Source organism: Epilithonimonas lactis, from assembly GCF_900110605.1.
GTDB classification, from domain to species: domain Bacteria; phylum Bacteroidota; class Bacteroidia; order Flavobacteriales; family Weeksellaceae; genus Epilithonimonas; species Epilithonimonas lactis.
Map to the genome: position 1 here is coordinate 205323 of NZ_FOFI01000003.1, position 26367 is coordinate 231689.

20 protein-coding genes are annotated in these 26367 nt (G+C 37.7%); 4 read left to right on the forward strand and 16 right to left on the reverse strand.

Going from position 1 to position 26367, the window contains the following annotated elements; all coding sequences use genetic code 11:
* Positions 1 to 7: 7 nt before the first annotated feature.
* The 8 genes from BMW39_RS10555 to BMW39_RS10590 form a co-directional block, all read right to left on the reverse strand.
* Positions 8 to 523, reverse strand: coding sequence for a nuclear transport factor 2 family protein (locus tag BMW39_RS10555; RefSeq protein ID WP_034975203.1), 516 nt, complete (start codon positions 521 to 523; stop codon positions 8 to 10).
* A gap of 7 nt (positions 524 to 530) precedes the next feature.
* A complete protein-coding gene (locus tag BMW39_RS10560) occupies positions 531 to 2378 on the reverse strand; it encodes a glycoside hydrolase family 13 protein (RefSeq protein ID WP_034975205.1) in 1848 nt (615 codons plus the stop codon).
* 72 nt (positions 2379 to 2450) lie between these two features.
* Positions 2451 to 3446 carry a bile acid:sodium symporter gene (locus BMW39_RS10565; protein ID WP_034975206.1) on the reverse strand — a complete coding sequence of 332 codons (996 nt, stop codon included), beginning with the start codon at positions 3444 to 3446 and terminating at the stop codon, positions 2451 to 2453.
* Between the two features lie 238 nt (positions 3447 to 3684).
* On the reverse strand, positions 3685 to 5841 hold the full coding sequence (locus BMW39_RS10570; RefSeq protein WP_034975208.1) for a glycoside hydrolase family 97 protein: 2157 nt from the start codon (positions 5839 to 5841) through the stop codon (positions 3685 to 3687).
* 166 nt (positions 5842 to 6007) lie between these two features.
* Positions 6008 to 7444, reverse strand: coding sequence for a SusE domain-containing protein (locus BMW39_RS10575; RefSeq protein ID WP_051879906.1), 1437 nt, complete (start codon positions 7442 to 7444; stop codon positions 6008 to 6010).
* 37 nt (positions 7445 to 7481) lie between these two features.
* Positions 7482 to 8567 (reverse strand): SusE domain-containing protein, encoded by a 1086-nt coding sequence (locus tag BMW39_RS10580; protein ID WP_051879907.1) that lies wholly within the window; start codon positions 8565 to 8567, stop codon positions 7482 to 7484.
* 19 nt (positions 8568 to 8586) lie between these two features.
* Positions 8587 to 10149, reverse strand: coding sequence for a RagB/SusD family nutrient uptake outer membrane protein (locus BMW39_RS10585; RefSeq protein ID WP_051879908.1), 1563 nt, complete (start codon positions 10147 to 10149; stop codon positions 8587 to 8589).
* 12 nt (positions 10150 to 10161) lie between these two features.
* A complete protein-coding gene (locus tag BMW39_RS10590; RefSeq protein ID WP_034975210.1) occupies positions 10162 to 12933 on the reverse strand; it encodes a SusC/RagA family TonB-linked outer membrane protein in 2772 nt (923 codons plus the stop codon).
* A gap of 440 nt (positions 12934 to 13373) precedes the next feature.
* Here BMW39_RS10590 and metG point away from each other — a divergent pair, with 440 nt between their 5' ends.
* The 4 genes from metG (at position 13374) to BMW39_RS19310 (ending at position 16388) form a co-directional block, all read left to right on the forward strand.
* Positions 13374 to 15461, forward strand: a complete 2088-nt coding sequence (gene metG, locus BMW39_RS10595; protein ID WP_034975212.1) for a methionine--tRNA ligase — start codon at positions 13374 to 13376, stop codon at positions 15459 to 15461.
* 102 nt (positions 15462 to 15563) lie between these two features.
* On the forward strand, positions 15564 to 15782 hold the full coding sequence (locus tag BMW39_RS10600; protein WP_034975214.1) for a hypothetical protein: 219 nt from the start codon (positions 15564 to 15566) through the stop codon (positions 15780 to 15782).
* Between the two features lie 216 nt (positions 15783 to 15998).
* A complete protein-coding gene (locus BMW39_RS19735; protein WP_083391928.1) occupies positions 15999 to 16178 on the forward strand; it encodes a DUF4349 domain-containing protein in 180 nt (59 codons plus the stop codon).
* A 33-nt stretch (positions 16179 to 16211) separates the two neighbouring features.
* Complete coding sequence (locus tag BMW39_RS19310; RefSeq protein ID WP_175459332.1) at positions 16212 to 16388, forward strand: hypothetical protein; 177 nt, start codon at positions 16212 to 16214, stop codon at positions 16386 to 16388.
* A 53-nt stretch (positions 16389 to 16441) separates the two neighbouring features.
* Here BMW39_RS19310 and BMW39_RS10610 read toward each other — a convergent pair whose 3' ends face one another.
* The 8 genes from BMW39_RS10610 to BMW39_RS10645 form a co-directional block, all read right to left on the reverse strand.
* Positions 16442 to 16711, reverse strand: a complete 270-nt coding sequence (locus tag BMW39_RS10610) for a hypothetical protein (protein ID WP_034975216.1) — start codon at positions 16709 to 16711, stop codon at positions 16442 to 16444.
* Between the two features lie 94 nt (positions 16712 to 16805).
* The gene (locus tag BMW39_RS10615) at positions 16806 to 18326 is read right to left on the reverse strand and encodes a hypothetical protein (RefSeq protein WP_131474315.1); all 1521 of its coding nucleotides are present in this window, start codon (positions 18324 to 18326) and stop codon (positions 16806 to 16808) included.
* Between the two features lie 10 nt (positions 18327 to 18336).
* The gene (locus tag BMW39_RS10620) at positions 18337 to 19509 is read right to left on the reverse strand and encodes an outer membrane protein assembly factor BamB family protein (protein WP_034975220.1); all 1173 of its coding nucleotides are present in this window, start codon (positions 19507 to 19509) and stop codon (positions 18337 to 18339) included.
* Positions 19510 to 19891: 382 nt separating this feature from the next.
* Positions 19892 to 20377, reverse strand: coding sequence for a hypothetical protein (locus BMW39_RS10625; RefSeq protein WP_034975222.1), 486 nt, complete (start codon positions 20375 to 20377; stop codon positions 19892 to 19894).
* A gap of 466 nt (positions 20378 to 20843) precedes the next feature.
* Positions 20844 to 21608 (reverse strand): response regulator transcription factor, encoded by a 765-nt coding sequence (locus BMW39_RS10630; protein WP_034975223.1) that lies wholly within the window; start codon positions 21606 to 21608, stop codon positions 20844 to 20846.
* Positions 21609 to 21842: 234 nt separating this feature from the next.
* Positions 21843 to 23432 carry a hypothetical protein gene (locus tag BMW39_RS10635; protein ID WP_034975225.1) on the reverse strand — a complete coding sequence of 530 codons (1590 nt, stop codon included), beginning with the start codon at positions 23430 to 23432 and terminating at the stop codon, positions 21843 to 21845.
* Between the two features lie 143 nt (positions 23433 to 23575).
* The gene (locus BMW39_RS10640) at positions 23576 to 24709 is read right to left on the reverse strand and encodes an HlyD family secretion protein (protein ID WP_034976113.1); all 1134 of its coding nucleotides are present in this window, start codon (positions 24707 to 24709) and stop codon (positions 23576 to 23578) included.
* A gap of 347 nt (positions 24710 to 25056) precedes the next feature.
* Positions 25057 to 26367, reverse strand: a complete 1311-nt coding sequence (locus BMW39_RS10645) for a TolC family protein (RefSeq protein ID WP_034975227.1) — start codon at positions 26365 to 26367, stop codon at positions 25057 to 25059.

Below are 26367 nucleotides of genomic sequence, written 5' to 3' on the forward strand. Positions count from 1 at the left end.
TATTTTTTTATTTTAATTTCTGAATCAACGCATCCTCAATTGGTGATTTGATTTTCACTACTTCGTCCACGACTTCATTTGGAACCGTTACCGACAGAACATATTGTTTCACTTTCCATTTTCCACCGATTTTTTCGACAACGCCGGAACCTCGGCAGATTTTCATCTGGGTATCAAGGATTTCATCAAACCAAGCGTAATTTCCGTCTTTGCTGAAATAGATATTTCGTTTTAAAGATTTGAAATTCCAAGTTGTTTTTTTATCGAAAAATGGTTTTGCCCAATCTTTGAATTCCTTTTTGTTCCATACTTCAGTCGCGTCTGTGCCGATGAAAGTAGATTCTTCCGCAAAGCAATCGAAGTATTTATCGAAATCTGCATTGGCGGCAAGGGTGTTAAAATCGTCTAATAATTTGTTGATATTCTTCTTCTGAACATTTTCGTAGAAACCTTTTTTCTGGGCAGAAAGTGAACCTGAAAATATTAAAAACGTGAGGATGAAAAGTGAAACTATTTTTTTCATTTTAATTTTATTTAAGTTCTAAAATTAATGAAGATTTTCCAGCGACAGACAAATTTGTTTTCAAATCAAAATCTTTGTCAGAAAGGATGTCCTTTCCTTTTGTCAAATTATTCAGACCTTCGGAAAAGCGCTTCAACTCCAGGTTTTGAGTTTCCTTATTATTATTGATAACCACCATTACTCTTTTGTTATCGGTGTAACGGAAATAAACATAGACATTATTATTCGGAATATAATGCAAGGTTTTCCCTTTGTGAATCGCTTCGTTTCCTTTTCTCCAGTTCAGGATTTTTTTGGTGTAATCGAAGTATTCACTTTGAGACGCCGTTCTACCGGATTTTGTAAAAGCGTTGTTTTTGTCGCCAGCCCAACCGCCTGGGAAATCCTGACGAATCTCGCCGTCGCCGCCTTTTCCTTTGTCGCCCGCCATTCCGATTTCGGAACCGTAATACAGTTGTGGAATTCCACGAACGGTCAGGATTAAACTCATCGCCAGTTTGTAATCTGCAACATTTGGATAAGTTTGATTCAATCTGTTCGTATCGTGATTTTCTGCGAAGACCAAGATATTATTGATGTCGGGATAAAGGAAATCATTCGTAAAATTGCCATAAACTCTTTGCATTCCTGCGTCCCATCCGGGTTCTTCTTTGAAAGCCTGACCAACAGCATCAAACAATGTAAAATCCATTACAGAAGGCAAATGGGAATTATAACCTTCAATCGCTGCGATTTTGGAATCCTTCTGCCAATACGCCATTTGAGCCTGGTCTTGCATCCAAACCTCACCAACGATATTGAATTTCGGATATTCGTCTGTGATGCGTTTTGTCCATTCTGCGATTCCTTTTTTGTCGTTGTAAGAATACGTGTCAACTCGAAGTCCGTCAAGTCCAGCAAATTCTATCCACCAAATTGCGTTCTGAGCCATATAATTAACAACCATTGGATTACCTTGATTCATATCCGGCATTGTGGTGTCAAACCAGCCGTCCATACAAGCGGCTTCGTCCACTTTTGCAGCGTTGGTGTCGAATTGTGTGGTCATTCTGTAATTGCTTCTCTGGAAACCGTTTTTCCCTTCTTCCCAATAATGAATCCAATCTTTGGAAGGCAAATCCTGAATAATCCAACTTTTTGAACCCCAATGATTGGTGACATAATCCATCACAAGTTTCATTTTGCGTTTGTGAAGTTCGTCCGCCAGATTTTTGTAATCATCATTGGTTCCGTAACGCGGGTCGATTTTGTAATAATCGCTTTGTGCGTAGCCGTGATACGAATAACTTGGTTCGTTATCTTCCAACAAAGGTGTGTTCCAAAGTGTGGTAACGCCCAGTTCGCTAAGATAATCGAGGTTTTTTACAATTCCGGCAATATCGCCGCCGTGACGGCCGCCCGTTTTTGTTCTGTCAGATTTCTCGGCTGTGTCTGGCGTGTTGTCATTCTTCGGATTTCCGTTGGCGAAACGGTCCGGCATTACCAGATACATTACGTCTGACGAAGTGTAAGAATCTCTGTTGGCAGAATTCTGTTGTCTTTGTTTGAATTCGTAATCGATGGTTTTGACGGTTTTGTTTCCGTTTTTGAAATTCAGTTTTGTTTTTCCGGGCTGAATTCCGCTTGTGTCGATGGTTACGAAAAGGTAGTTGGGATTTTCAACTTTTTTGACTTCTTTGATTTTGATGCCGTTGGAGAATTCTGGTTGAAGGTTGTTGATGTCTTTTCCGTACACCAAAAGCTGAAGTTCCGGATTCTTCATTCCGCTCCACCAGAATGCGGGTTCTACTTTCTGAACCTGAGAATAGAAAATGGAGGAAAGGATGATTGAAGAAAATGTGATTATTTTTTTCATAAAATAATTTTTAAGGTCTATATTAAATTTAAACAAAATTCAGATACTATTGAAAATTAAATTATTACAAATTTAAATTACAGAGACATCTGCTGTTTTTGCGATTTTGTTGGCGAGCCAACTGACGTAGAATAATTGGAAGCTGTGATAAATCATTACCGGCAGTAAAAACAAAACTTTCTGCTCATCCGGAATTCCTAAAACCAAGAGGAATAAACTTCCGTGAACCAATGATTTCTTTGAACCACAGAATGTAGTCGTGATGACATCTTTTGGTTTGAAGTTCAGTTTCTCGGCAATGAATTTCAAAATGTAATAGGTAGCGAAAAACAAAAAGACAACGCTTAAAGCCAAAGCAACAAAAACAAATGAAGGCACAGAAACGAAGATGTTTTCTATAAATGCTGTTGAAAAACTTTCGTAAACAATCAATAAAATTATCAGTCTGTCGAATTCTGAAATGACATTTGCATATTTGGTTACCCATTTTTTGAAGATTGGATTAAGCAAAATTCCTAAGATAATTGGGAGCAAAACTTTCAATAATAGTTGCTGGATGATTTCAGATTGATTGCCACCTTCTCCATTAGATGTCAAGAAAAAGCTCATTAAAAGTGGCGTCATCGCGATTCCGATAATTCCAGAAATCGATGCATTGAAAATCGCTGAAGTGACGTTTCCTTTTGCAATGGAAACCATAACGACCGATGATGAAACTGTGGAAGGTAAACTTGCCAAAAAGAATACAGAAAGCCAGATGTTGTAATACGATGTGTCTTTTAAAAACGGATAAAACATTAGCGCCAACAACGGAAAAATAATGAAAGTTCCCGATTGAATCAGCAAATGTAGTTTCCAGTTGGAGACGTCTTTTACAACTTCTTTTAGATTAAGTTTGAGTCCGTAAAGCAGAAAAATTCCTGCGATTCCCCAATCTATGAATCCGGCCAGATTGAAATACTGGTTGTAGGATTCGTGGAAGGGAATGACTTTCGCCAATAGGACCATTCCTATCAATAGGAAAAGAAAAATGTTTTGTTTGTTGAAAAGTTTGGAAATCCAATTCATATCAGAGGATTTTGAAAAAAAATTTAAGAAAAACTTTGTCAAAGCGTTAAACTCTGACAAAGTTTTGATTGAAGTAGAAACCCATAGCCCCGATTGCAGCGGTTACCCCACAGCAAGCCTTGGGAAAAGCTTTGGCGCGAGGAGTAATAGCGGAAAGCGGGAAATAGCTCCTAAAAAAACTACCCCCGAGTTCCGAACGAGTTCGAAAATCTCGCCTTCAGGGAAGGGGAATTTTTTATTATTTTATGGGTTTCAGGGAAATGGCGTAACCACCGCTTCTTACTAAGTGGATTGGAAGTTTGGTCTTGCTGTCCACTGTCTTTTTGTAGATTTTGTAACTCTGCGGATTGTTGATGTAATCGGCATCTTTACCGTCTTCGTAAACCGTTGCTTCGTACTTTTTGCCTTTGTCAAGAAATGAGAAATCTACGGTGTAATCTCTTGGATTTTCATCGGTCACACCGCCTACGAACCAGTTTTCGGTTCCTTTTGCTTTACGAGCCGTGTGGATGTAGTCGCCAGGTTCCGCTGAAAGGATTTTGGTATCGTCCCAATCTGCCGCAACGTCCTTGATGAACTGGAATGCGTCCATATGTTTGGCGTAGTTTTCTGGTAAATCTGCCGCCATTTGAAGAGGCATATACATCACGACATAAAGTGCCAATTGCTTAGCCAAAGTCGTCTGAACGAAACGCTTGTCGCCTGGGAAATAGTAGTCCAATTTGGTTTGGAAAATCCCCGGCGTGTAGTCCATAGAACCACCCATCCATCTTGTAAAAGGCAGAATTGTCTGATGGTCTGGCTTGTTTCCGCCGAACGCTTCGTACTCTGTTCCACGCGCGGCTTCAGCAGAAATATAATTTGGGTAAGTGCGGCTTTCTCCACCCGGACGAACGGATTCGTGGGAGTTGACCATAATTTTGTAGTCGTTTGCTTTCTCTACAATTCTGTAATAATGGTTGATGGTCCACTGCGAATAATGATGCTCGCCTCTTGGGATGATGTCGCCCACGTAACCTGTTTTCACGGATTTGTAACCGTATTTGTTCATCGTTTCGAAGGCTTTGTCAGACCATCTTTCGTAGTTTGAAGCGGAACCTGAGGTCTCGTGGTGCATAATCAAATCTACGTTTTTGGAATGTGCATAGTCATTCAACATCTTCAAATCGAAATCCGGGTAAGGCGTGATGAAGTCGAAAACGAATTCTTTGGAATGTCCAAACCAATCTTCCCAGCCTGTGTTCCAGCCTTCTATCAACAAGCCTTGGAAACCATTTGCCGAAGCGAAGTCGATGTATTCTTTAACTTTTGTATTGTTCGCGGCGTGTTTTCCGTTAGGTGTCAATTTAGAAAAATCGGTTTTTCCGATGTGAACATTTTCTGCTGTAGAGTACGCCCACTGGGATTTTCCGATAATCATTTCCCACCAAACGCCCATATATTTGGTTGGTTTGATGTAAGATGTGTCTTTGTATTTTGTAGGTTCGTTCAGGTTGAACATCATTTTGGAATCCATTAACACTTCCGCTTTTGGCGAAACGATGATGGTTCTCCAAGGTGTTGTAGAAGGTGTTTGGATGTAACCTTTTGCACCTTGTCTGTCGGCGGTCAAGTGTGTTTTGAATTTGAAATTCTGAGCGTCCACTTCCAAATGAGAAGCCGGATAATCCAGAACTGCCGCCTCGCCAACATTCACGTAAAGAGGTTCTTTGCCTTCTTTTTTCAACATCAAAGGTGACTGAACTGCATTTTTGATTAAAGTCTGAGAAGCGTTTGAGTCAAAAGCTTTTGGCCATTGCGTTGGAATCTCGGAGATTTTTGTAGTTTGATATTGGTATTCCTGAGAATCGTAATCTGCAACAATCCACCAAGCCTTCATATCTGTTGGGAAATCGATTTCGGAATCTTCCTCTCTGATGACGAAATAATTCAGGTTTTTCTGTTGAGGAAACTCATATCTGAAACCTAGTCCGTCGTTGAACAATCTAAATTTGATAACGATGCTTCTGTCAGACGAAGTTTGGTTAAGAGTTACCGCCAATTCATTATAATCATTGATGTAATTCTTTTTCTCGCCGAGAATTGGTTGCCAGGTTTCGTTTTTGGAATCTCTTTTTTCGGCAGTTTTTGTAAAGCCATTATTAAGGTCAAAACTTGCATCTTCCGGCTTGGCAATTTCGGAAGCGAACTTGATGGATGAGTCCTTGAAAAGTCTCAATCCTAATTTGGAATCTTCTACAACAACATTTCCATTGTATTTTAAATTATAAAATGGAACGCCGTTCTTCAGTTGAAAATTTGCTTCGAATTTGCCGTCCGGAGACTTCAAACTTTGGGCATTGATCCCTGTAAACATCATAGAGAGCAGAGCTGCTCCAATGGTGAATTTTTTCATTTGATTAAAATTATTTTTTAAGGCCAAATGGAATCGCTTGGAATCGTTTGCATTTCATACAAATTTGTCGTAGCAATCTCATTTTTTCTAAGGTTTATATATGTTCTACAATATAAAAAAAGTGTTGCAACTAGGCAACACTTTATGATAATTACTCAACTAAAAATTAGTTCATTTTTGTGAGTTTGTAAGTTCCTCTTTTCAAATCAACTGTAATGGTGTAAAAACTATCACCACCGTTGAATTTAATATTACCGTTGTGATCTTTTGGACCTATAAATCCGGTATTACCAGCTGATGTAATATTACCGTAATCCAAATTGCCCCAAGCCTGTTGCCCGATAAATTTAAATTCAGCATTATCAGGAATTTGTCTGATCATTTCAAACTTTCCATTTCCAATCGGATTGAATTGTTCTGCAACTTCTGGCTTCCAATCTTGTATAGAACCAACAAGATAAAGGTTAGGGATATCCCATTCTGCCGTAGTCGCTGTAACAGTCAAAGATTTAACTCCGAAATCTGCATCAACTACTACTTTGTAGATTCCCGCAGCTCCTGTGAATTTCATGTTTTCATGATCTCCAAACTCAACATTCGAGGATACCGTTTTGAAATATCTTTTTTCTGCATCCGTCGCAGGCAAATCAATACTGTAATTCAAAGGATTCCAATCTGCTTGTCCTAAAAATCTGAAGTTATCTGGCTGTAGATAAGTGTAGATCTCCGAGATATTATCGTGCTTGTACAAATTGATTGATCCTGCAGCATCCCATCCAGCAGCTGAAGCAGCTCCTACAAGGAAGAAATTAGGATAATCTACTTGGTAAGGTGTCACTTTGAAAGTTACAATTGCAGACTTCAAAACGATAGAACCACCTGTGGAAGTCGTAGAAGCAGTTACTCTAACATCGATATCGTTGGCCTGACTCATCGCTGCACCAGAGTTTACTACTGCAGTGTTCAGGTCTTTGTTTGTAACCGCCAAAGATTTAACATTGGTCACCTCTCCTAGTGAGGTAAAAGTTGTAGTCCCTGCTTTCGCTACTTCTACCAAATACTTAACATCGACGCCATAATTAGAATAGTCATTCCAAGTGATTGTCGTTGCAACCGCAGTTTGATCGGCAGAATTAAGTACCAAAGCACTTCCTGCTGTTGGCGCAGTGATGATCGGTCCCGCAATCGGATAAACAGTAACTGTAAAGTTGATCGCATTCGAAATTTCTGATCCAGATTCTACTCTTACATACACTGTCTTTGAAGCATAAGGTGAGAACCCAGCTTGAAGAAGCTTACCATTAAAGTCACCAACTGTAGTAAGAAAAGTGTTTGTTGAAGCTGTTCCTAAAGTTACTTTGTTTGCAAAATCCTCTGTTGAAGAAAAAACAACTGTGTATTCTGATGCACCAGTTTTGTCCCAAGTTAAAACGAAAGGATTGTTCTTCATAGTTTCATACAGCACATTGCTTCCTAGAGAAGTGTCATGCAATTTGAAGCTGGCCTCCGGTGTCGTCCAGTCCCTGTCGGCATCATTATCACAGGCAGTGATAACGAAAGCCGCAACTAGAGCCACTATAAAATATTTAAATATATTTTTCATAAAATGTTAATTATTATTTAATGGAATATTTGTGAGATTATTCAGTAGGGATCAACGTGTAATTTCCTGTAACATCATTGAAATAAACATCATAGGTCCATTCTGCTGACAACGGAATATCTGCTCCGCCAGCTACGCCTACTCCAAAATACTCACTGTTTGTACCCCAGTTCACATCCCAGGCATTATTAGCTCTGAATTTGAAAACGCCTGTTTTCATGCTTATTTTTTTCGCCATCCATAAGTGCGCATCAAAAGTTGATTTAGTAAGCTGAACATCCGCACCATCTGTAGAGGTTCCGATCATTGAAATTTTCTCGTAAGTTGTTCCAGGATTGGTTACCGGCACAAATGTGTACGTAAGATTCGCAGTATCCACAGTCAGTTTGTAGTAACCTTCTGTCAGAACTTTGATATCTCCCGATCCTCCATCTGTACTTAGCACACCTGTTGCTGAGCCTAGACCAAATTGAGCAGTCCAATCACCTTTAACTTTGATCATTTTGAAGCCTCCAGCTTTAAATAGTCCGGTAAACTCGTATTTGCCGGCTTCTGATTTTTTCAGCATTGGAAGCAAATTACCGTTGGTTGCAAAATTATCCCATCCACCAGCAGTTGCATCGCCGATCAGATAAAGATCGGTATAAGTATAAATCGGTCTGGCCAAATATGGTTTTACTGATAATGATGTAACATTTGATTTTTGCAACAAATCACTATTTGTTCCTGTAAACGATGATACTCGGAAATACATCTTTTGAACAACATCTGGAACCAAACCTATCAATTTTGCCGCATTATTCATTTCAAGCGTAGTAAATGATTTGAAAGTTTCTAATGTAGACACTACTAAAACTTGCGGATCTGTAAATGTTTCAGAAGCGCTTATTTCAACTTGGTATTTTACTTCTACAGGAACAGTAAAAGTAGCTGCGTCCCAATTGATCGTAAGTGCTGGGTTTGCTGGAAAATTGGAATCTAAAACCAAATTCTGAGCAGAAAGATCCATCACTATCGGAGCAGACTGATTTTCTATGGTTATAATTTCACGATCTTCACAAGACGATAATCCCAAAATGGTTACCGTCGCCAGAAAAAAGTGTTTTAATATATTATTTTTCATTATTTATAAAATTAAGGGATTAATAACCAGGATTCTGTTTCAGATTTGGATTTACAGCCAAATCATTATTAGGAATTGGGAAAATGTTACGGTATTCGCCAACAGCCGTACCTTCTTTAACATTTCCTTTCCATGGCCATAGATAGGCTGAAGATGTGAATTTTCCGAAACGGATAAGATCCGTTCTTCTTGTCATCTCCCAAGATAGTTCTCTAGCTCTTTCATCAAGAATAAAATCCAGATTAAGTACAGAAACCGTAGATGCGCTGGCTCTGGTTCTAAGTGCGTTCACATAACCAACAGCAGTACTCATACTTCCGCCACCGCCTCGGACAACAGCCTCTGCATACATTAGATAAACATCAGCAAGTCTGTACATTGGGAGATCTGTATCTACCCAGTTTAAATCTTGACCAGCAGAACCATTGCTTTTAATATTTTTATATTTAATAAATGCATAACCGTCGTTAAAGTTTCCTAAATCATTGATTTCCAATGTTTGTCCATCTGTATAGAAACGACCTCTCTTGTCACTTGGTTCAAACTTGTTCACAAACGCTTTCGTCGTTCTAAGACCACCCCAACCACCGTTTACGCCAAATTCGGACGGAACCATTGAGCCCCCGATTGAAGCGTGAACCAAATATGAAGTTCCACCATTGGTCTGTGTTCTTGCGCCATCATAGACCACTGAAAATATATTCTCAGGATTGTTAAGATTATTATCTGCTAAAAACAGATTGGCATACGTTGGATGTAAACTGAATCCTGCCGCAATCACTTTTTCACAATTAGCAATTACATCTGCATTTCTTTCGGTTCCGTTGTAAACTTTCGCATTGAGATACAAACGAGCCAAAAGACTCCATGCAGCAGCTTTATCCAGTCTGCCGTATTCATTTGTTCTTGGCGCTTTTAGTTCAGCTTCAGATTCTTTCAATTGTGCTTCCACATAGTTAAAAAGATCTGCTCTCATAATCTGTTTGGGTAATGTTCCAAATGTACTTTCATCTACAAATGGTACGTTTCCGTACATATCCAACAGATGATAATAAGACTGCGCTCTTAGAAATTTAGCCTCGGCTCTCATTGCTTTCGCTTCGTCCAGGTTAGCCCCGGAAATTCCGTTTGAACTGAGTTTTTCATCAGTGGTATTCTTGATAAATTCATTACAATATGCTATTTCAGTATATAATCTGAAATACATTGCATTATTAAATTCATTTGCAGGTGTCCATATCATTTTGTGGAACTCATGCAGGGAACCATCGTTCCAAGCTATCACAGATTCATCAGTCGTGATAACCTGCATCGTGTAAAGCAAACGTGTGTAGATAGAAAAACCACCATCGATACCAGAAATATCACCTGCACCGTCACCGCCTTCTTGTCCACCTACTGCTAATCCACCGTATAATTTTGCTAACAAATTTTTATACTTCCCAAAGTCCTTATATAAACTGGCAGCAGTTTCTTCTGTATTTGGTACTTGCTTCAAGTCGTCTACACAAGAACTTACAGTTAGTGTAAGAGCTAAAAATGCTGTTGCTATAGATGTTTTTTTTATTCTGAAATTTTTCATTTTCTTAAATTATTAAAATTGAAAGTTTAACCCTAATGAATAGATCTTTGGTCTTTGATAAAAACCATTATCAATATTTCCAAAAATCTCTGGATCTACACCATTATAATCTGTGATTACAAATACATTTTGAGCCATACCGTAAACTCTTATTTTACTTCCCTTGTTGAATACATCTCCAAAGTCATAGCCTAGAGTCAGGTTATCCATTCTGAAGAATGATGCATCTTCTACGAAAATATCGCTCCAGAATTGGACATTTTTAAAGCCATACTCTGCCGAAGTGGTAGAAAGATTCTGCATAAAATCATTGGAAGTGACACTTAGAACATTAGAGTTGGAAGCAGCATTGTTGTAGACATAATTTCCTAAAACTGCTCTTACTGATGTTGAAAGATCCCAATTTTTATATTTGAATTTTGTTGAGAAACCAAAAGTCGCATCAGGTGTCGTAGATTTATAATAATACTTGTCATTAACATCTGTCCTTCCATCGCCATTTCTGTCAACATATACACCTTCTAATGGTTTTCCATTGATATCGTAAGCTTGTTGATACACCTTAAAACTGAAAGGAGTGTAACCAACGGCATGAGCCTGCACTTGATTACCAACACCTCCGGTGATATCACCTGTTGAAATAAAATAACCTTCTGCAACATCATCAAAATGTTTAACTGTTGGATTGTAATGTGCCACATTAAAACTGAAGTCCCAAGTAAAATCCTGTGTTTTGATAGGGTTTACATTAATCAAAAATTCAATACCATCCGTTTTCAGAGTTCCTACATTCTTATAATTCCTGTTTGAAAACTCTCCCGCTGGTATGTCAATATAGGCCTGAAGTTTTTTAGTGTCTTTTTGAAACCAATCTATTGATCCTGTAATTCTGTTGTTCCAGAATCCAAAATCTAATCCTGCATTTACAGTTTCTGTAGTCTCCCAAGTCAATTGGTCATTGTATTGCGTTGGACGGTACATCAAATAAAACTGTTCTGCAAATCCATAAGAAGCGCCCGGATTAGAAACATTATAGGATGCAAATGAATTATAATAATCACCTATTTCTGCGTTTCCAGTTTGTCCCCAACCTCCTCTCAATTTCAAATCAGAAAAAAGATTTGAATCTTTTAGGAAAGCTTCATTTTTAATTTTCCATGCTCCGGATGCTGCAGCGAATGTTCCCCACATATTGCTGGTATCATCTGTACCATTGTAAAATCTTGAAGTACCATCCCTTCTTATAGATCCTGTTAAGATATATTTGTCTGCAATTGTGAAAATACCTCTTCCGTAGAAACTTAGCATCACAAGATCATCATTTACAACGTTGCTTGGCACCAATGGTTTTTCTAAATTGCCGTAAAAAGTGGTTGCAGTGGGCTTTTTAGTATTAAATGCTTGATACGAATATCCAGCCATCACATCCACTTTTGTATCAATAGCGGATATTTCTTTCACGTAATTTAGGTAAGTTTCTAAAAGCGTATTGGATTTTGTTTCTTGATAATCTCTGCGCGAGCTGATGTCACCAGATCTTACCACTCCAGCATAATTAGGGAACTGTGTTACCGCGCCATTTCCTTTCTGGTAATCATAGCCTGCATTTACATTAAAATGTAGATCTGGAAGGAAATGCAATTTATAATCAAGCTGTAGTCCACCAATTGCGCGGAAAACAGTTGAAACATCTCTCTTACCATACAACAAACCTAAAGGATTGAGAGTTCCATTTACGTTCATTGCATCGGTAAAAACACCATCCGATGTTGGTAGATACCATTCCCAATAGTTACGTACTCTATTGCCTTTTTCAGAATAATCATAAATAGATTGTGAAGGATCAAATTGTTGCGCTGCACGAACAACACCACCATCATTAAATCTATTCTCCGTCATAGATCCTTTGATATTAGCGTTCACACTTAAGTGATTATCGAAAAATTTGGGAGTCAGATTCAAACCAACAGATGTTCTTCTAAATTCATTGGTTTTTACAATACCATTTTGTTCTGTGTAACCTATAGACAATCTGTATGGCAACTTTTTGATACCACCAGACAATGAGATATTATTATCTGTTCCCCAAGCTGCCTGATAAATTTCGTCCTGCCAATTGGTATTAGCAGTACCAAGCATATTGATATATTTTTGCTGGGTCGCATTCTGTTTCACATATTCTCTGAATTCATCAGCTGATAACACAGATTGGTTTGCCATCTTAGTGGAAACAGATGCTACACTAGAAAAATTAACCTTTAATTTCCCCGCAGAACCTTTTTTGGTCGTAATTAAAATTACACCGTTAGAGGCTCTGTTACCATAGATAGCAGCAGCGGAGGCGTCTTTCAAAACATCAAATGATTCGATATCATTAGGATTGATTAGTGCTAAAGCATTGGAAGCTCCAGAAATACCTCCAAAATCCATCGGAATTCCGTCTATAACAATTAACGGATCATTACTAGCTGTTAACGAAGCACCACCTCTGATTCTAATGGTTGCTCCAGACCCTGGATTACCACCATTACCAGTTACAGTAACACCCGGCGCTTTACCAATGATCAACTGATCTGCTGATGTAGAACCACCATTAAAATCTTTTGAAGTAATCGAAGATATTGACCCTGTTAGATCCTCTTTCTTCTGCTTACCATAACCGATCAGCACAACCTGCTCGATCTCGGTTTCTTTTTTCGCCGTATCGGTGGTCTGTTGTGCATGTAGCATTGATCCGAGCAATAGGAATGCGGGAGCAATTTTTAGTACATTATAGTTTCTCACAAAAAATAATTTTTTTAAGGTTTATATTATTTTCAAATTTGTTTCAGAACCACACTGGATCCTGTTTCGCAATTTATAAAAAAAACAACATTCTGTTAAAATATTTTTAAAATTGTTATTATCACTCATAAAATATAATAAAAATCATCAAATAACAGACTTCAAAACATTAAAAATCAGCATTTTATAACAATTAACATTTTTTTATCAAATGTGAAATTTTAACATTTTTTCAAACGATTGTTTAACGTTTTCTTCTCCTAAATTAACCATTATTAATCCTATATTAATGAAAAATGAAATTAAAACCAACAAATGTTAAAATTTGAATTATTGATATCCAAACACTTTTTAATATTCTTGATCAAATTAATAATAAAAGAACTGACCCGATTTTTACAGGGAAAATTGTATTTTTGCAAATCTAATTTCAGATTATAATGTCAGACAGAAAATTGATCACCGCAGCGTTGCCTTATGCAAACGGACCGGTTCATATAGGACATTTGGCGGGAGTTTATATTCCAGCAGATGTCTACGCAAGATTCCAAAGAAGATCAGGGAAAGATGTTGCTTTCATTTGCGGAAGCGATGAGCATGGCATCCCGATCACCATTCGTGCAAAAAAAGAAGGCGTGACGCCTCAAGATATCGTAGACAAATATCATGGTATTATCAAAAAATCATTTGCCGACCTAGGTATTTCTTTCGACGAATATTCCAGAACGACCTCAGCAAAGCATTACGACGTCAGTCAGGATTTTTTCAAGACACTATATAATAAGGAGAAATTCACGGAAGAAGTTTCCGAACAATATTTTGATGAGCAGGCCAACGAATTTTTGGCAGACCGATATATCGTGGGAACTTGCCCGAATTGTGGCAATGTGAATGCATACGGTGACCAATGCGAAAATTGTGGTTCTACCCTTTCTCCATCAGAATTGATCAATCCACACTCGATGTTGAGCGGAAATGTTCCTGTACTGAAAGAAACCAAAAACTGGTATCTACCTCTGAATGATTACGAAACATTCCTAAATCAATGGATCATCGAAGGTCATAAAGACGATTGGAAAACCAATGTGTACGGACAGGTAAAATCTTGGCTGAACGACGGTCTAAAACCAAGAGCAATGACGCGCGACCTCAACTGGGGCGTTCCTGTTCCATTGCCGAATGCAGAAGGAAAAGTACTTTACGTTTGGTTTGATGCGCCAATTGGCTACATCTCTTTTACCCAGGAATGGGCGGAGAAAACCGGAAAGAACTGGAAAGATTACTGGCAAGACCCAAAATCTGACCTGATCCATTTTATCGGAAAGGATAATATTGTTTTCCATTGTATCATTTTCCCTGCGATGATGAAGGCGCATGGCGATTACATCATGCCAACCAATGTTCCCGCATTCGAATTTCTAAATTTGGAAAACGAAAAAATATCGACATCAAGAAATTGGGCGGTTTGGGCACACGAATATGTAGAAGAATTCCCTGGACAGCAGGACGTCTTGCGTTATGCACTACTTTCTTCGGCGCCGGAAACTAAAGATAATAACTTTACTTGGAAGGATTTCCAGACGAAGAACAATTCAGAACTGGTAGGAATCTTCGGAAACTTTATCAATAGAGTTGCGGTTTTGATCCACAAATATTACGACGGCGTTATTCCAGCTGGAAATGCAGATGCTGAAGAATTGTTGGAGATCAAACGATCAGCTGCAGAGATTGCTCAGTATCTAGAGAACTTCGAGTTCCGAAATTCTTTGACAGCGTTGATGAACCTGGCAAGATTTGGAAACCAATATCTTCAGGTTGAAGAGCCTTGGAAAACCATCAAAGACAATCCTGAGAAGGCGGCACATTCATTATTTGTTGGCGCTCAGATTGCTGTGGCTTTGGCTCAGTTGTCAGAACCATTCATGCCATTCAGTTCAGAGAAATTGCTGACGATGTTCAATCTTGAAAAACTCAACTGGAGTGATATTGAAACTAAAGATATTTTGATTGAAACTGGACATCAGATTAACGAAGCTTCTCTTCTTTTCTCAAAAATCGAGGATGCGACGATAGAGTTCCAAATTCAAAAATTGGAGAATACAAAAGAGGAAAACAAAAAAGCAGTCGCTCTTCAAACCGTTTCTCAATCGGAAGGCGCAGAAGCTGAGGCTCAAATTCCTAAAATTTTGTTACCTGCAAAAGATGAGATCCAGTTTGATGATTTTACCAAAATCGATTTGAGAACCGCAACCATTCTTACTGCAGAAAAAGTAGAAAAAGCAGATAAACTTCTGAAATTCACAGTTGATACTGGCGTTGACGTAAGAACGGTGGTTTCCGGTGTGGCAGAGAGTTTCAAACCAGAAGAATTGATTGGAAAGCAGGTGATGATCTTATTAAACCTTGCACCAAGAAAGATTCGTGGCATTGTTTCTCAAGGTATGTTTTTATTAACGACAAAAGCGGACGGAAAATTAACTTTTGTAACGCCTGACGAAGATGTTGCCAACGGCATTGAAATAGGGTAAAATTAAATTTTTACTGAATAAATTAAAAAGATCTTTTAGAATCACTAAAAGATCTTTTTTTCGAATAATTATTGTTATCAATTCACAAATTAAAAACAATCTATGCGAAATTTATATTTATTAACTTTAATTCTCTTTATTTCTTGCGGAAAACAAGATCAATATAATGAGGCATTTTCTATGGATGCTGCTCTAGTTTCTGTAATGGACGAAAAAGAAGTTGATAACCAACTTCCATCACCAATCGTATTTCAGAAAAATCAGCTTCTCCATCTGCACCTCAATCAACATCAAGCAAAATCATCAAGAACGGAAGAATAGAAATAGAAGTTGGAGACATTGATAAGTCTTAAAAAATAATTTCAGAAAATCTTAAAAAAAATAATGCCTACAAACAGGGCGAATTTTTCAACAACAGCGAAGATCAAGAAATGCTGAAGATGACGATCAGAGTTCCAAATCAGAATTTTGATAACCTTCTGCAATCGATGGATCATGGCCTTGGAAATATTATTTCAAAAAATATAGGATGTCTCTATCAGGCTTGAAAACAAATTAACATATTTAGAAAAGTACAGAGATCTTCTCAAAAAAAGCAATTCTACAAAAGACATCCTTGAAATACAAGAGAACATCCGTGCATTGGAAGAGGAAATAGAATCGTCAAAAGGAAGATTGAAATTCATAGATGATAAGGTAAAATACAGCATCATTTAACTGACTTTAATAAAAAACAAACCAAGAGATTCTGTGACTTCAAAAATTGGATTCGGAAGTCAGTTTGCAGATTCGGTTGCTGCCGGATGGAATAATTTTATAGGATTTGTTCTGGGATCGATTTCATATTGGCCATTTTTATTAATCATACCAATCCTGATCATCCTATTCAGAAAATGGAGAAAGCGAAAAGTACAATCTCCAAAATGAGATAAAAATTAAAATCGCTGAAGTTTTGAACCTCAGCGATTTTTTTAATTTTACTAATAAGGATGCGGACCAATATCTTCTGTATCTCTGGCAATCGGGACGCCTTCCGGATCTAGAATCATCGCTTCCTGAATATCTGTCTGATGAAGTGTAGAACCACTCGCGATCATCCTATAACCATTTTCATATTCTGTAAAATAGCCGCTGGGAAATGCATGGTAGCCATTTGGCAAAAGGACTTTTGTCTGACGCTGAAAACCCCAGCCGACAACCTTCTGATTAAGAATGTACTTTTGAAAAGCTTCATTGAAAGTCATATTCATAAAAATAGTTTTTATTTTAGAAATTTAGCCAAAAGTAATCTGAACTTCTTACTACTAGAATAACCTGATATTTTTACATATTAATGTGCTGAAATTACTTTTCCGGCCAAAAATTAAAACTTATACCTCCTGTATATTCTGGATTTTTCAAATTAACAAAGGACACACCACCATTGATGGCAATTCTTCGCCCCAGTTTTATCAGAAGCCCAACATCGGTAGAAGCTCCATAATACGATTCATCTATTTGTAACACTTCCGGCTTATTGTACTCCACCATACGCTGATTAGAAAAAGTATTCACTAATGCAAATCCAACTCCAGCATAAACAAATAAAGGCTTATAAATGTGATAGCTCGTACCAAGCGATAGCATAAATTTACCTTGTTCTTGTTTAGTTGCTTCACTAAGATATGTATATGTAGTTCCATTTCCGGTAGTGTAGACATCCCTATTCTTAGATACACCCTCACGTTCAGTGTAGGTAGTGAATGCTTTATCTGATAATCTAAAAAGCATAAAGAAACCGAAATTATCCGTTGTCTGAAAAAAACTCAGACCATAAGGAGAAATCTCGCCATACTGATAGCCTATAAACATTGCTTTTGGACTTTTACGCTCCAACTTCTTTTCCGCTTTAAAAAGAGAAGCATTACCTGTAGAATAAGCTAATTTTCTATAATATCTGGCATCTGAAGGGAATGAGTACTGGTAAGCTAAATAGATATCATAATAACTTTGATCGTCGCCATTTTTAGCCGCTTCTATTTTGCTTTCCAGCGATTTATCCAGTACTGCTTTATATTCCATTTTCTGAACATACTCTCTACTCTTCCTCTCTGACTCTTCAGCTGAAGGTGTGAAAAGATCGAACACACCTTTTACTACATCCTGATATGCTTTTTCTTCCTGTTGCTTTCTGGCAGCTTCTGCCAAAAATATATTGTTATAAATAGTAGCTTCGCTTTCAGACGAACTTGAAGATGTGGATGTGGAAGATGATGATGATGATGATGCCGAAGTCCCAGAATCAGCTGTTGAACTAGTAACGGATTCATTTTTTTGAGATTTTTTCTCCTGGGATTTTTTCTCGCTTTCCTTTTTACTTTTTATCAAGTCCTCAGTTTCACCTTCACCGCCCAAATTAGCATGAAAACTATTATAGCCGGAGGGCACGTTAAAATGACTCAAACTGTAATTTTTCACGTTTACCTTATCTATTATGTAGGTCCTATCACACGTTCCATTTGCATCACAAAAACCAGAAACATCATAATTATTATATCCATCTGTTACTGTAACAGCTACTTGCATAGCATAAGGGAGTTGATTGCTCTGAGGCCACGAAGAAAGACCAATATCACTCAAGGAATACATTTCTCCATAAAAGTTATACTTTGAGTAATTAGGCACACTGATTTTAGGATTGAAAAATCTGATATACACAAGTCTTTCGTCTTCTTCAAAAGTGTAAGAAACCTGCCATTTGACATCTGTATAATAAGAACCGGTTGATGATCCGCTATTTTTATATACACCGCTTAATGTCTGTGCATTTAGCATGCTTATAAAAATTACTAAACTCAATAAGGATAATAAGAATTTTGTCTTCATCGTATTTATTTTAATTTGTTTTTAACTTCTTCTGAATCTCCTTCGCTGCATCTATTTTCTCTTGGTCCGGCAGATTGCATTTGTAATGATTTTCAATCGCTTTTTCTCTTGCCATTTTTTCTGCAACTGCTCCATCGGACTCAAAATCCAAAGCGTAAAGCTGTCCGTCATTGGAGGAAATCAGCCAGATGGTTCTTTCATCTAAAATCAGTTGATACGGTTTCCAATTTGAGAGAGAGACATCGCGCAGAAGTTTTTTGTTTTTAAAATCATAATGGATAAGGTGATTTTGGTAGACTATCCAAATCGTTTCATCACCAACTTTCACAATCTTCCTTAACGCATGATAATCCTCCAAATCAGGGGAAACCAGAGTTTCCAAATCAAGATTCAAAACAACTTTCCGCCCTTTCCCTATAATCAAAAGACGTCTTTCGTCCAGTAGGACTGTATGCTTTTCTGTGCTTTCTTTTGTAAAATCCCAGCCACTCACTTTCTTTCTTCTTAAAAATTTTTCCGTGATTTCTTTGCCGTCGTGGGTAGGAAACTCATAGTGGTCAACGTTGTACTCCGTTGAATCGATGGTGATAGTTTTCTTGGACTTACTTGGGATTTGTTTCCCATTGTAATCCATTTCTGTCCATTGTTTATCCTCTACATCCAAAATGATTTTATCTTTCAAATAAACAGTTTGTGCAGTTCCCATACCCAGCTGTTTTTCCCAAACGATTTGGTTTTGATCAATATCGTAAGCCAGCATCTTAGCCCCATCCATCAAACCCGTGAAATACATTGTACCATTTACATAAAAAGGCTTTGACCAAATACTTTCGAATGGCAGCTCTTTTATCAGTTTACCAGTTTTAACATCGTACTGCGCCATACTGCTGCGCTCGCCCTTTTTTGTGGCGTAAAAAAAAGAATCTTTGTAGAAATAGGGAGATGTATTGGAGTCTAGTCCTACCTGAATCTCCCAAAGTGTTTCATAATTATTTTTACTTAAAGCCCTCAGCCGGTAGTTTGTCATATTGACAATAATCGCATTCCCCACCATCGTTATAGAATTGTAGATATCTTCATCTTTCGTACTACGAACGACTGGCTCAGATTTGTAGATCCGGGTCTGCGAAAAAGTTTGGGTAGCATAGAAAATCAAAATGAACAGAGTCAATTTAGTTTTCATGAGTATTAGTTTTAGTTCTAGCAAAGCTATGCAGTTACAAAACACAAAAAAATACTCCAAAAGGAGTATTTTTTAAGGGTTAATTATCCGTGGTTAATTGTTATGAAACTGTGAAAAATTTAGCTATAGAAGTATTTTACGACCATTATTTAATGATCCGCTGGTATTTGTAACATATCCGTCGGGGTCTTCTACTGGTTGGTCGGGGTTCTGAACCTTGCGTTCGGGGTTCAAGACCGCAACTTTGGGGTTGGACAACCCCGTCGTTCGGGTTGCGGACGGCAAAATGGGGGTTCGGAACCGCAAATTTGGGGTTAGACAACCCCACCGCCGGGGTCCCGGACCGCGAGCTCGGGGTTCGGAACCGCAACAGAGGCATCTTCTACACCTTTGGATAAACAGGTTTGTCTTTCGGTGCCGGTTTTAAGAAGAATTGCTTCAGCTCTTCCATCTTGGTTTCGAAACCGGGTGCGCCAGTTCCAGCCATAAAACTTGTGTAACCATAATCTGTAAGCGATGCCTGATAATTGTCGTAGTCGTGCAAGATCTTGGCATTTTCCAGTCTTTTCATCAGACTTGCAAGTCGGTTGATGATGTTTTCCATCAGAAGACGGCTGGCATAGTCGTCTGCAAACTCGTCCCAGTCTACCTGATCCGTATCAAGCTGAGGTTGGTTTTGGTGGAAATCATTCACTTTGTTGACAAGCAATTTATTCTGCTCATTGATGCTGCCGTATTTTTGACGGTCATCTGGCGTAAGTGATACATTGATGGTTGACAGTGCACTTTCCAATGCAGTGACTGCATCTTTTGCCGCAGTTACCTGTGCTGCGGAAAGGTGGTTGTTGTTTAAATTTGTAATTGGCATTTGCGTCATTTTTTAATGCTAATAATGATATCAGCTCGTCTGATATCTTGATTTTAAAATTAAAAAATATTACACTACAAACTAATTTTTACATATATTTTTCACCACAAAAACAATTATTAAAACTTATTTACCTAATAAAATCATCAAATAAAAAATAATATTTTTAATAAAAACCAGAACATAATTGAAAAACAAATGCATTGAAAAGTATTATTTTAGATTATGATTTATAAATTACTAAATCAAAAAAAAGTTTTTTTCCAAAAATTTTCTGTTCGCACACAATTCATTTGAATCATAAGTGTGAGTCATGCTATTATTACTAAAATGGCTTTAAAGATTAAAATAGCTGTATTAAAATTAAAAATTAGTAGATCTTATCACAAAGTTATATCGTTTTAAAAACAAAAAAAAATACACCAAAAGGAGTGTTTTTTCTGAAAATATTTGATAGAAAAATGAGTTACAGAATCCCCTGCTGAATGCAGTTTTTAATAAGCTGTGCGGTATTGCTACATTCAGCTTTTTCCAAAATATTGCTTCTATGTTTCTTCACCGTGAGCGGACTGATGACAAGTTCCTGACCAATTTGCTCATTGCTTTTTCCGTTACTTATGAGCCTGATAATGTCTATCTCACGTTTGGAAAATTCGATTGTATTCTTTCCGTTGTCTTCCAGACTGATATTCATAAAGGATGGCTCACCATTAAGACCAATTAATGAAATTTTGTAGGTATTATGATTACTCAGATGGTCGATATGGGTATGGATATTTAGCGATTTTCCGTAGCCGCCATCTTCATCCATCGTCAACATCAAAGCCTGATGGTTGAACAATCCATAATTTCCATTTCTCAACTTGGACCTGAAACAGTAACTGATTTTGTACGTGAGTAGTTTTTCACGGTGAATGTTATTAGAAAAGAATTTGGTCAAAAATGCTTCCGCTTTCACCACAAAATCCACGTCTTCAGGATGCATTGCTTTCAGAACATCATCAAAAGTTGCTTTCCGGCCTTCAATATCATGAATATCATAAATTGAATCACTCACATTGGAAATTGACATATCAAAAAAATCGATGATGTAATAATAAAAAGGACCACTGTTCATAATTGAGTTGGTCAATTCATCAAATTTGATTTTATTGTAAGCAGAGAATTTTTTAGGTTTGGCGACAGACCACACTTCGTGTAGATTCTCTAAGTTTTTTAGATTTTCTTTCATAATTTTAGTTTCAAGTAAAGATAATATTAATTATCTAATATTTCAAAATAAATTAAATTTAAATATTATTAATCATAAATAACATTAAAAACGAATTAATATGATAACGTATAATGATTATTATAAATTAAACAACAATTTAATATTTTAAATCCAACTTATCAATTTGCCTAAAAAAGTAAAGCCCCGCTTTGAAAAACAAAACGAGACTTTACGGGTAAAAACAAGGTTTCTTTATAAGGCCGGACCGGTGGCGCCTTTGAGGTCTTCTTCTAATTTTTTTCTTTCACGGGCTCTGCGTCTGGCGATAACCGATTTTCCGTTGAGGATTCTGATGACTCTTAAATATTCTGTCCGTTTTCCGAAATGATGGGTGATTACATACAACATCACTCCGAAACCGGCAACGATAATATAGCCAAATATCTTTTTGTTGGCGGAGATGATGGCGTTGAGCTGAATGGTTTTCATATTGATGGCAACCGTTTGTGGCGTGATGGTCATTCCGTCCATATAGACTGCCAAATCTCCTAAACTGACGATTTGAAACTGATACTGAAACCACGAAAACAGGGCTGAAAAAAATCCTACGGCAAGGAAGGTTCGCCATACCAAAACCAATCCGATGGCCGCCAGCATTTCGTTGAGTTCCAATTTGTCTAACGTGTAATACCAGACCGAGATGAAGAGCGAACACATTCCGTAGCCTTTCAGGAACATCGGTAAGTACCAGTTTTCGTAATTAAATTCCAATACCATTGAAAAATACATTATAATCGCATAAGCCGTCATTGATGCGAAGCCTGAAAAGATGAACATTTTGAGCGGTCTTTCTTTTTTAAACCAAAATACAGCGATAACTCCGGCTAAAAATAATCCGGGCGTCATCATCACATTCAGTTTGGCATTCGTCAGTTGGTCGTAGCCCAAAACTCCGACAGAATAGATGTTTTGAAGCGATGTTGTTCCCAAAAACATTCCCAGCCACAGGAGCATAAACAGTCCGTTCAGCACATTGCTTTTGGTAAAAATATGAAAGGAAATATACGGTCTTTTCAAAGTCAGCTGTCGGATGGCCAATAAAGCGAAACTCACAAATGCGGCGATGCTTGCGTTGATAATGTTTTTTGAATTGAGCCAATCCTGCTGTTTCCCAAACGAAAATACGTACGCGGAAAACATAAACGTTGAGACAAACAAAATGACGCTGAGCCAATCGATGTAATGCAACGGAACTTTTAAAGCAAAATATTTATCGTGCATCAAAATCCAACACAATAATGCCAGGACGAAACACAACACCGCTGCCAAAATAAAGAACTGCTGGAAGTTGTACAGTATTGAAACTTCCACGGCATAATAAGCGGAAACCTGATTTAATATTAAAACAAATGTATAGAAAACGCCGTAAAAAATCCCACGTCCGCCCAGCATTGCCATTAACGGTAAAAATAATTCAATGGTAATCATCATTTTTAAAAATCCGATAACCAAAGAGGTCATTACAATAACCATCGGTTCGAAAGTGGTTGCGTTGAAATAACTTAGTGCACCGAGAAGCACCAATAAAATCACCAATTTATCACGGACTTTGAACCGCATTTTCATTCTTAAAACCACAGGCATACACGCTCCCATCCCAATAGTGGTGGCATAATTTGCCCATAGGAAATATTCTTGCATCACGCCGGTTCCGCCCACCATAAAACTGATGTTTCCGGTGTAAACGCCTCCCAACGGCATCACCACGATAAGCAGTAAAACCATCATCAGAAGCTGTACGGGTTTCGGAACCCAATCGCTGAAAAGACCTTTATTATACATAGTTTTAGGTTTGTAAGAGCCAAGTAAAAAGGCAAAAGAGCCAGGGTGTTGGAAGTACTTAATAATTAAATCATCGATTACTAAAACTTTCTCTTTAACAAAATCTTTTTACTTCGACCGCACTACTTTTTACTTGATTCTTTTTACTTTTTACTTGCTACGCTCACATTCATATTCATCCCCGCGCTCAGTTTCGTCACATCTTCTTTTTTATTGGCATCTGTAAACTCGATTCTTACGGGAATTCTTTGTTGTACTTTGATGAAGTTTCCGGTTGAATTATCCGTTGGAACGCTTGAATATCTTGAACCGGTTGCGGCTGAAACTGCGGTGACTTTTCCTTCAAACTGTTTTCCGCCTAAAGCATCTGCAGTCATCATTAGTTTTTCACCGATTTTAATATTTGGCATCTGGCTTTCAAGGAAATTAGCGGTTACCCATTTTTGATTGTTTAAAACGATGGTAGCAACCTGCTGTCCAGGCTGAATTAACTGCCCTTCAGAAATTGTCCTTCTTCCCATCACGCCATCGTACGGCGCAGTAATTACTGTATATGAAAGATTGATTTTCGCCATATCCAAAGCAGCTTTTGTTCTTTTGATTTCGGCATCGTTGATGCCTAATTTGCTTTTCACTTCGGTTGTCGAAAGGTTGGCCGACTGCTTCTGATTGACCAAAGTTTCGTAGGCTGCTTTTTGCGCATCGTATTCTGTTTTGGCCTGGTCAAATTGCTGTCTCGTCACCGCTTCTGCTGCCAAAAGGTTTTTGTATCGGCCTAAATTCTGTTCGGCATTCCACAATCTTGCTTTTGCTCCGGCGATGTTGGATTCCATCACGCTGACGTTGTTGGAAACGGTATTGATTGAAGAACCTGTAGCCGAACGTTGAGCCAAAGCATTCTGATAAGCCGCTTCCGCCTGTCCGAGTTGCGTAATGATTTCACGGTCATCCAAAATGGCCAATGTATCGCCTTTTTTCACCTCCTGATGCTCAATGAATTTTATTTCTTTAATATAAGCCGAAACTCTGGTGTTGATTGGATTGATAAATTCTTCCACCTGAGCCGCTTCCGTATAGGTTTTGTCGCCGATGTGAAAGTACTGACGAATCAGCCAAAACAATCCGAAACCTATCACCGCAAAAACGATAACGTTTGAAATGATGGCTCTGATTTTATTCTTTCTGTTTTGTTTTTTCTTGGCTTCAGCACTTGAAACCACAGGTTTTACCGGCGCTTGTGGTTGTGTATCCTGAGTATTTTGTTCCTTGTTTTCCATTGTTTTTATATTTTTTTGAACATAAAGTTCAGAGAGTTTTTTTATTAAATGTTTTGAGCTTCGCAATGCTTTTTTTTAAAACGCAAAGATTTCATTTGAAACCGCTTAATTTTAAGAGTGCAAAGGCAAATAAATTTGCTTCGCGAAGCTTACGTACAAGCTTAGTAAAATCAACTTGTTGAATTTATGTTTATTTATTTTTTTCTATTATTACTTTTAGTCATTTAAAAATTGTTCAAAATTATTTCCCCAGCCCTAAAGCGTAATTTTGACCAATTTTCAAGAGAATTTTTCCTCCCTTTAGGGTTGGGGCAAAGAAAAATTCTTTTGAAAATTTACATTTGAAATCAAAGTGTTCCAGTAGATTTCAATAAGTTAAAGTATTGATACAGCACATTGATTTCCCCATTCGCAAAGTCTAGTTCTGACTGAAGTTTCTGGTTTTGCGCATCAATCATTTCTGCCTGTACCGCCAATTGATTGAGGTACTTTGCTTCAGTGATTTTATAGTTTTCTTCCGCCAGTCTTTTCGCATCATTTAATATATCGGCCTGCTGAATCGCCTCCTGATATTTTACATACGAAGCATTGACATTCATATCAATATTCTGTTGGGTCAAAGTCAAAGCGTCATTAGCCTGCATTTTCTGGAATTCGCCCAGCTTTACTTTTTCTTTGGTTTTATACAGATTATCGATGTTGTAACTTAAAGAAATTCCACCTTGCCAACCGCTCGCATACATATCCAATACAGGATTTCTATTGGTAATCGGTCTTTGCAGACTGTAACCACCGAAACCTGAAAGCGTCGGCATTCTGTCTGTTTTAATGATTTCAATATTCTTGTCCGCAACACCGATATTGGTTTGTGCAGATTTCAATTGTGGATTGCTGTCGTGAGCGAGATTTAAATAATAATCCATCCCAATTCCCGATTCTTTATTTTCTAAATTTTCGACCGGAATAATTTCGGTGTCGGCAGGCAATCCTAAACCGATATTTAAATTGTAATTGAGGATTTTTCTGTTGTTCGCTAAAGTCAAAATGCTTTGGTCTAGATTTTTAATAGCCAGTTCCCCACGGATGACTTCATTTCTTGTTACCATTCCCTGTTTGTAGAAATCGTTGATGTTCTTCAAACGTTGCTGAGCCAGTTTTTTATTATTATCAAAAACCGATTGTTGGTTGATGATTTTATAAACATCCAGATAATTTGAAATCACTAAAAATTTTACATCCTGCTCATTCTTTTCTAAATCCAGTTCAGAAAGCTGTTCACGAAGTCCGGCCAATTCGATAGATTTATTAACCAATCCACCTTTGAAAATCAGTTGAGTAGCCTGCACACCATACGTACTTCCGTAATGAGGCATCGGAATCGCGGTTGAGTTGGAAAAATCTTTGTCGATTGCCACCACATTTCCCAAATAAAATTGAGTTGTTGAAGCTGTGATGGAAGGGAGTTTCTGAAGTTTTGTAATATCAGTCTGTTGTTTGGCAATATTGATATTCTGTGCCGAAACCTTCAATTGGTAGTGGTTCTGAAGCGCCAGTTCGGCAACTTCATTTGCTGTCATCTGTTTTATTTCTTGTGAAAAAAACAGCGCGGGAAAGATAGCCATCACGAGTGACAGTGCTGTTTTTATGTTTTTTGTCAT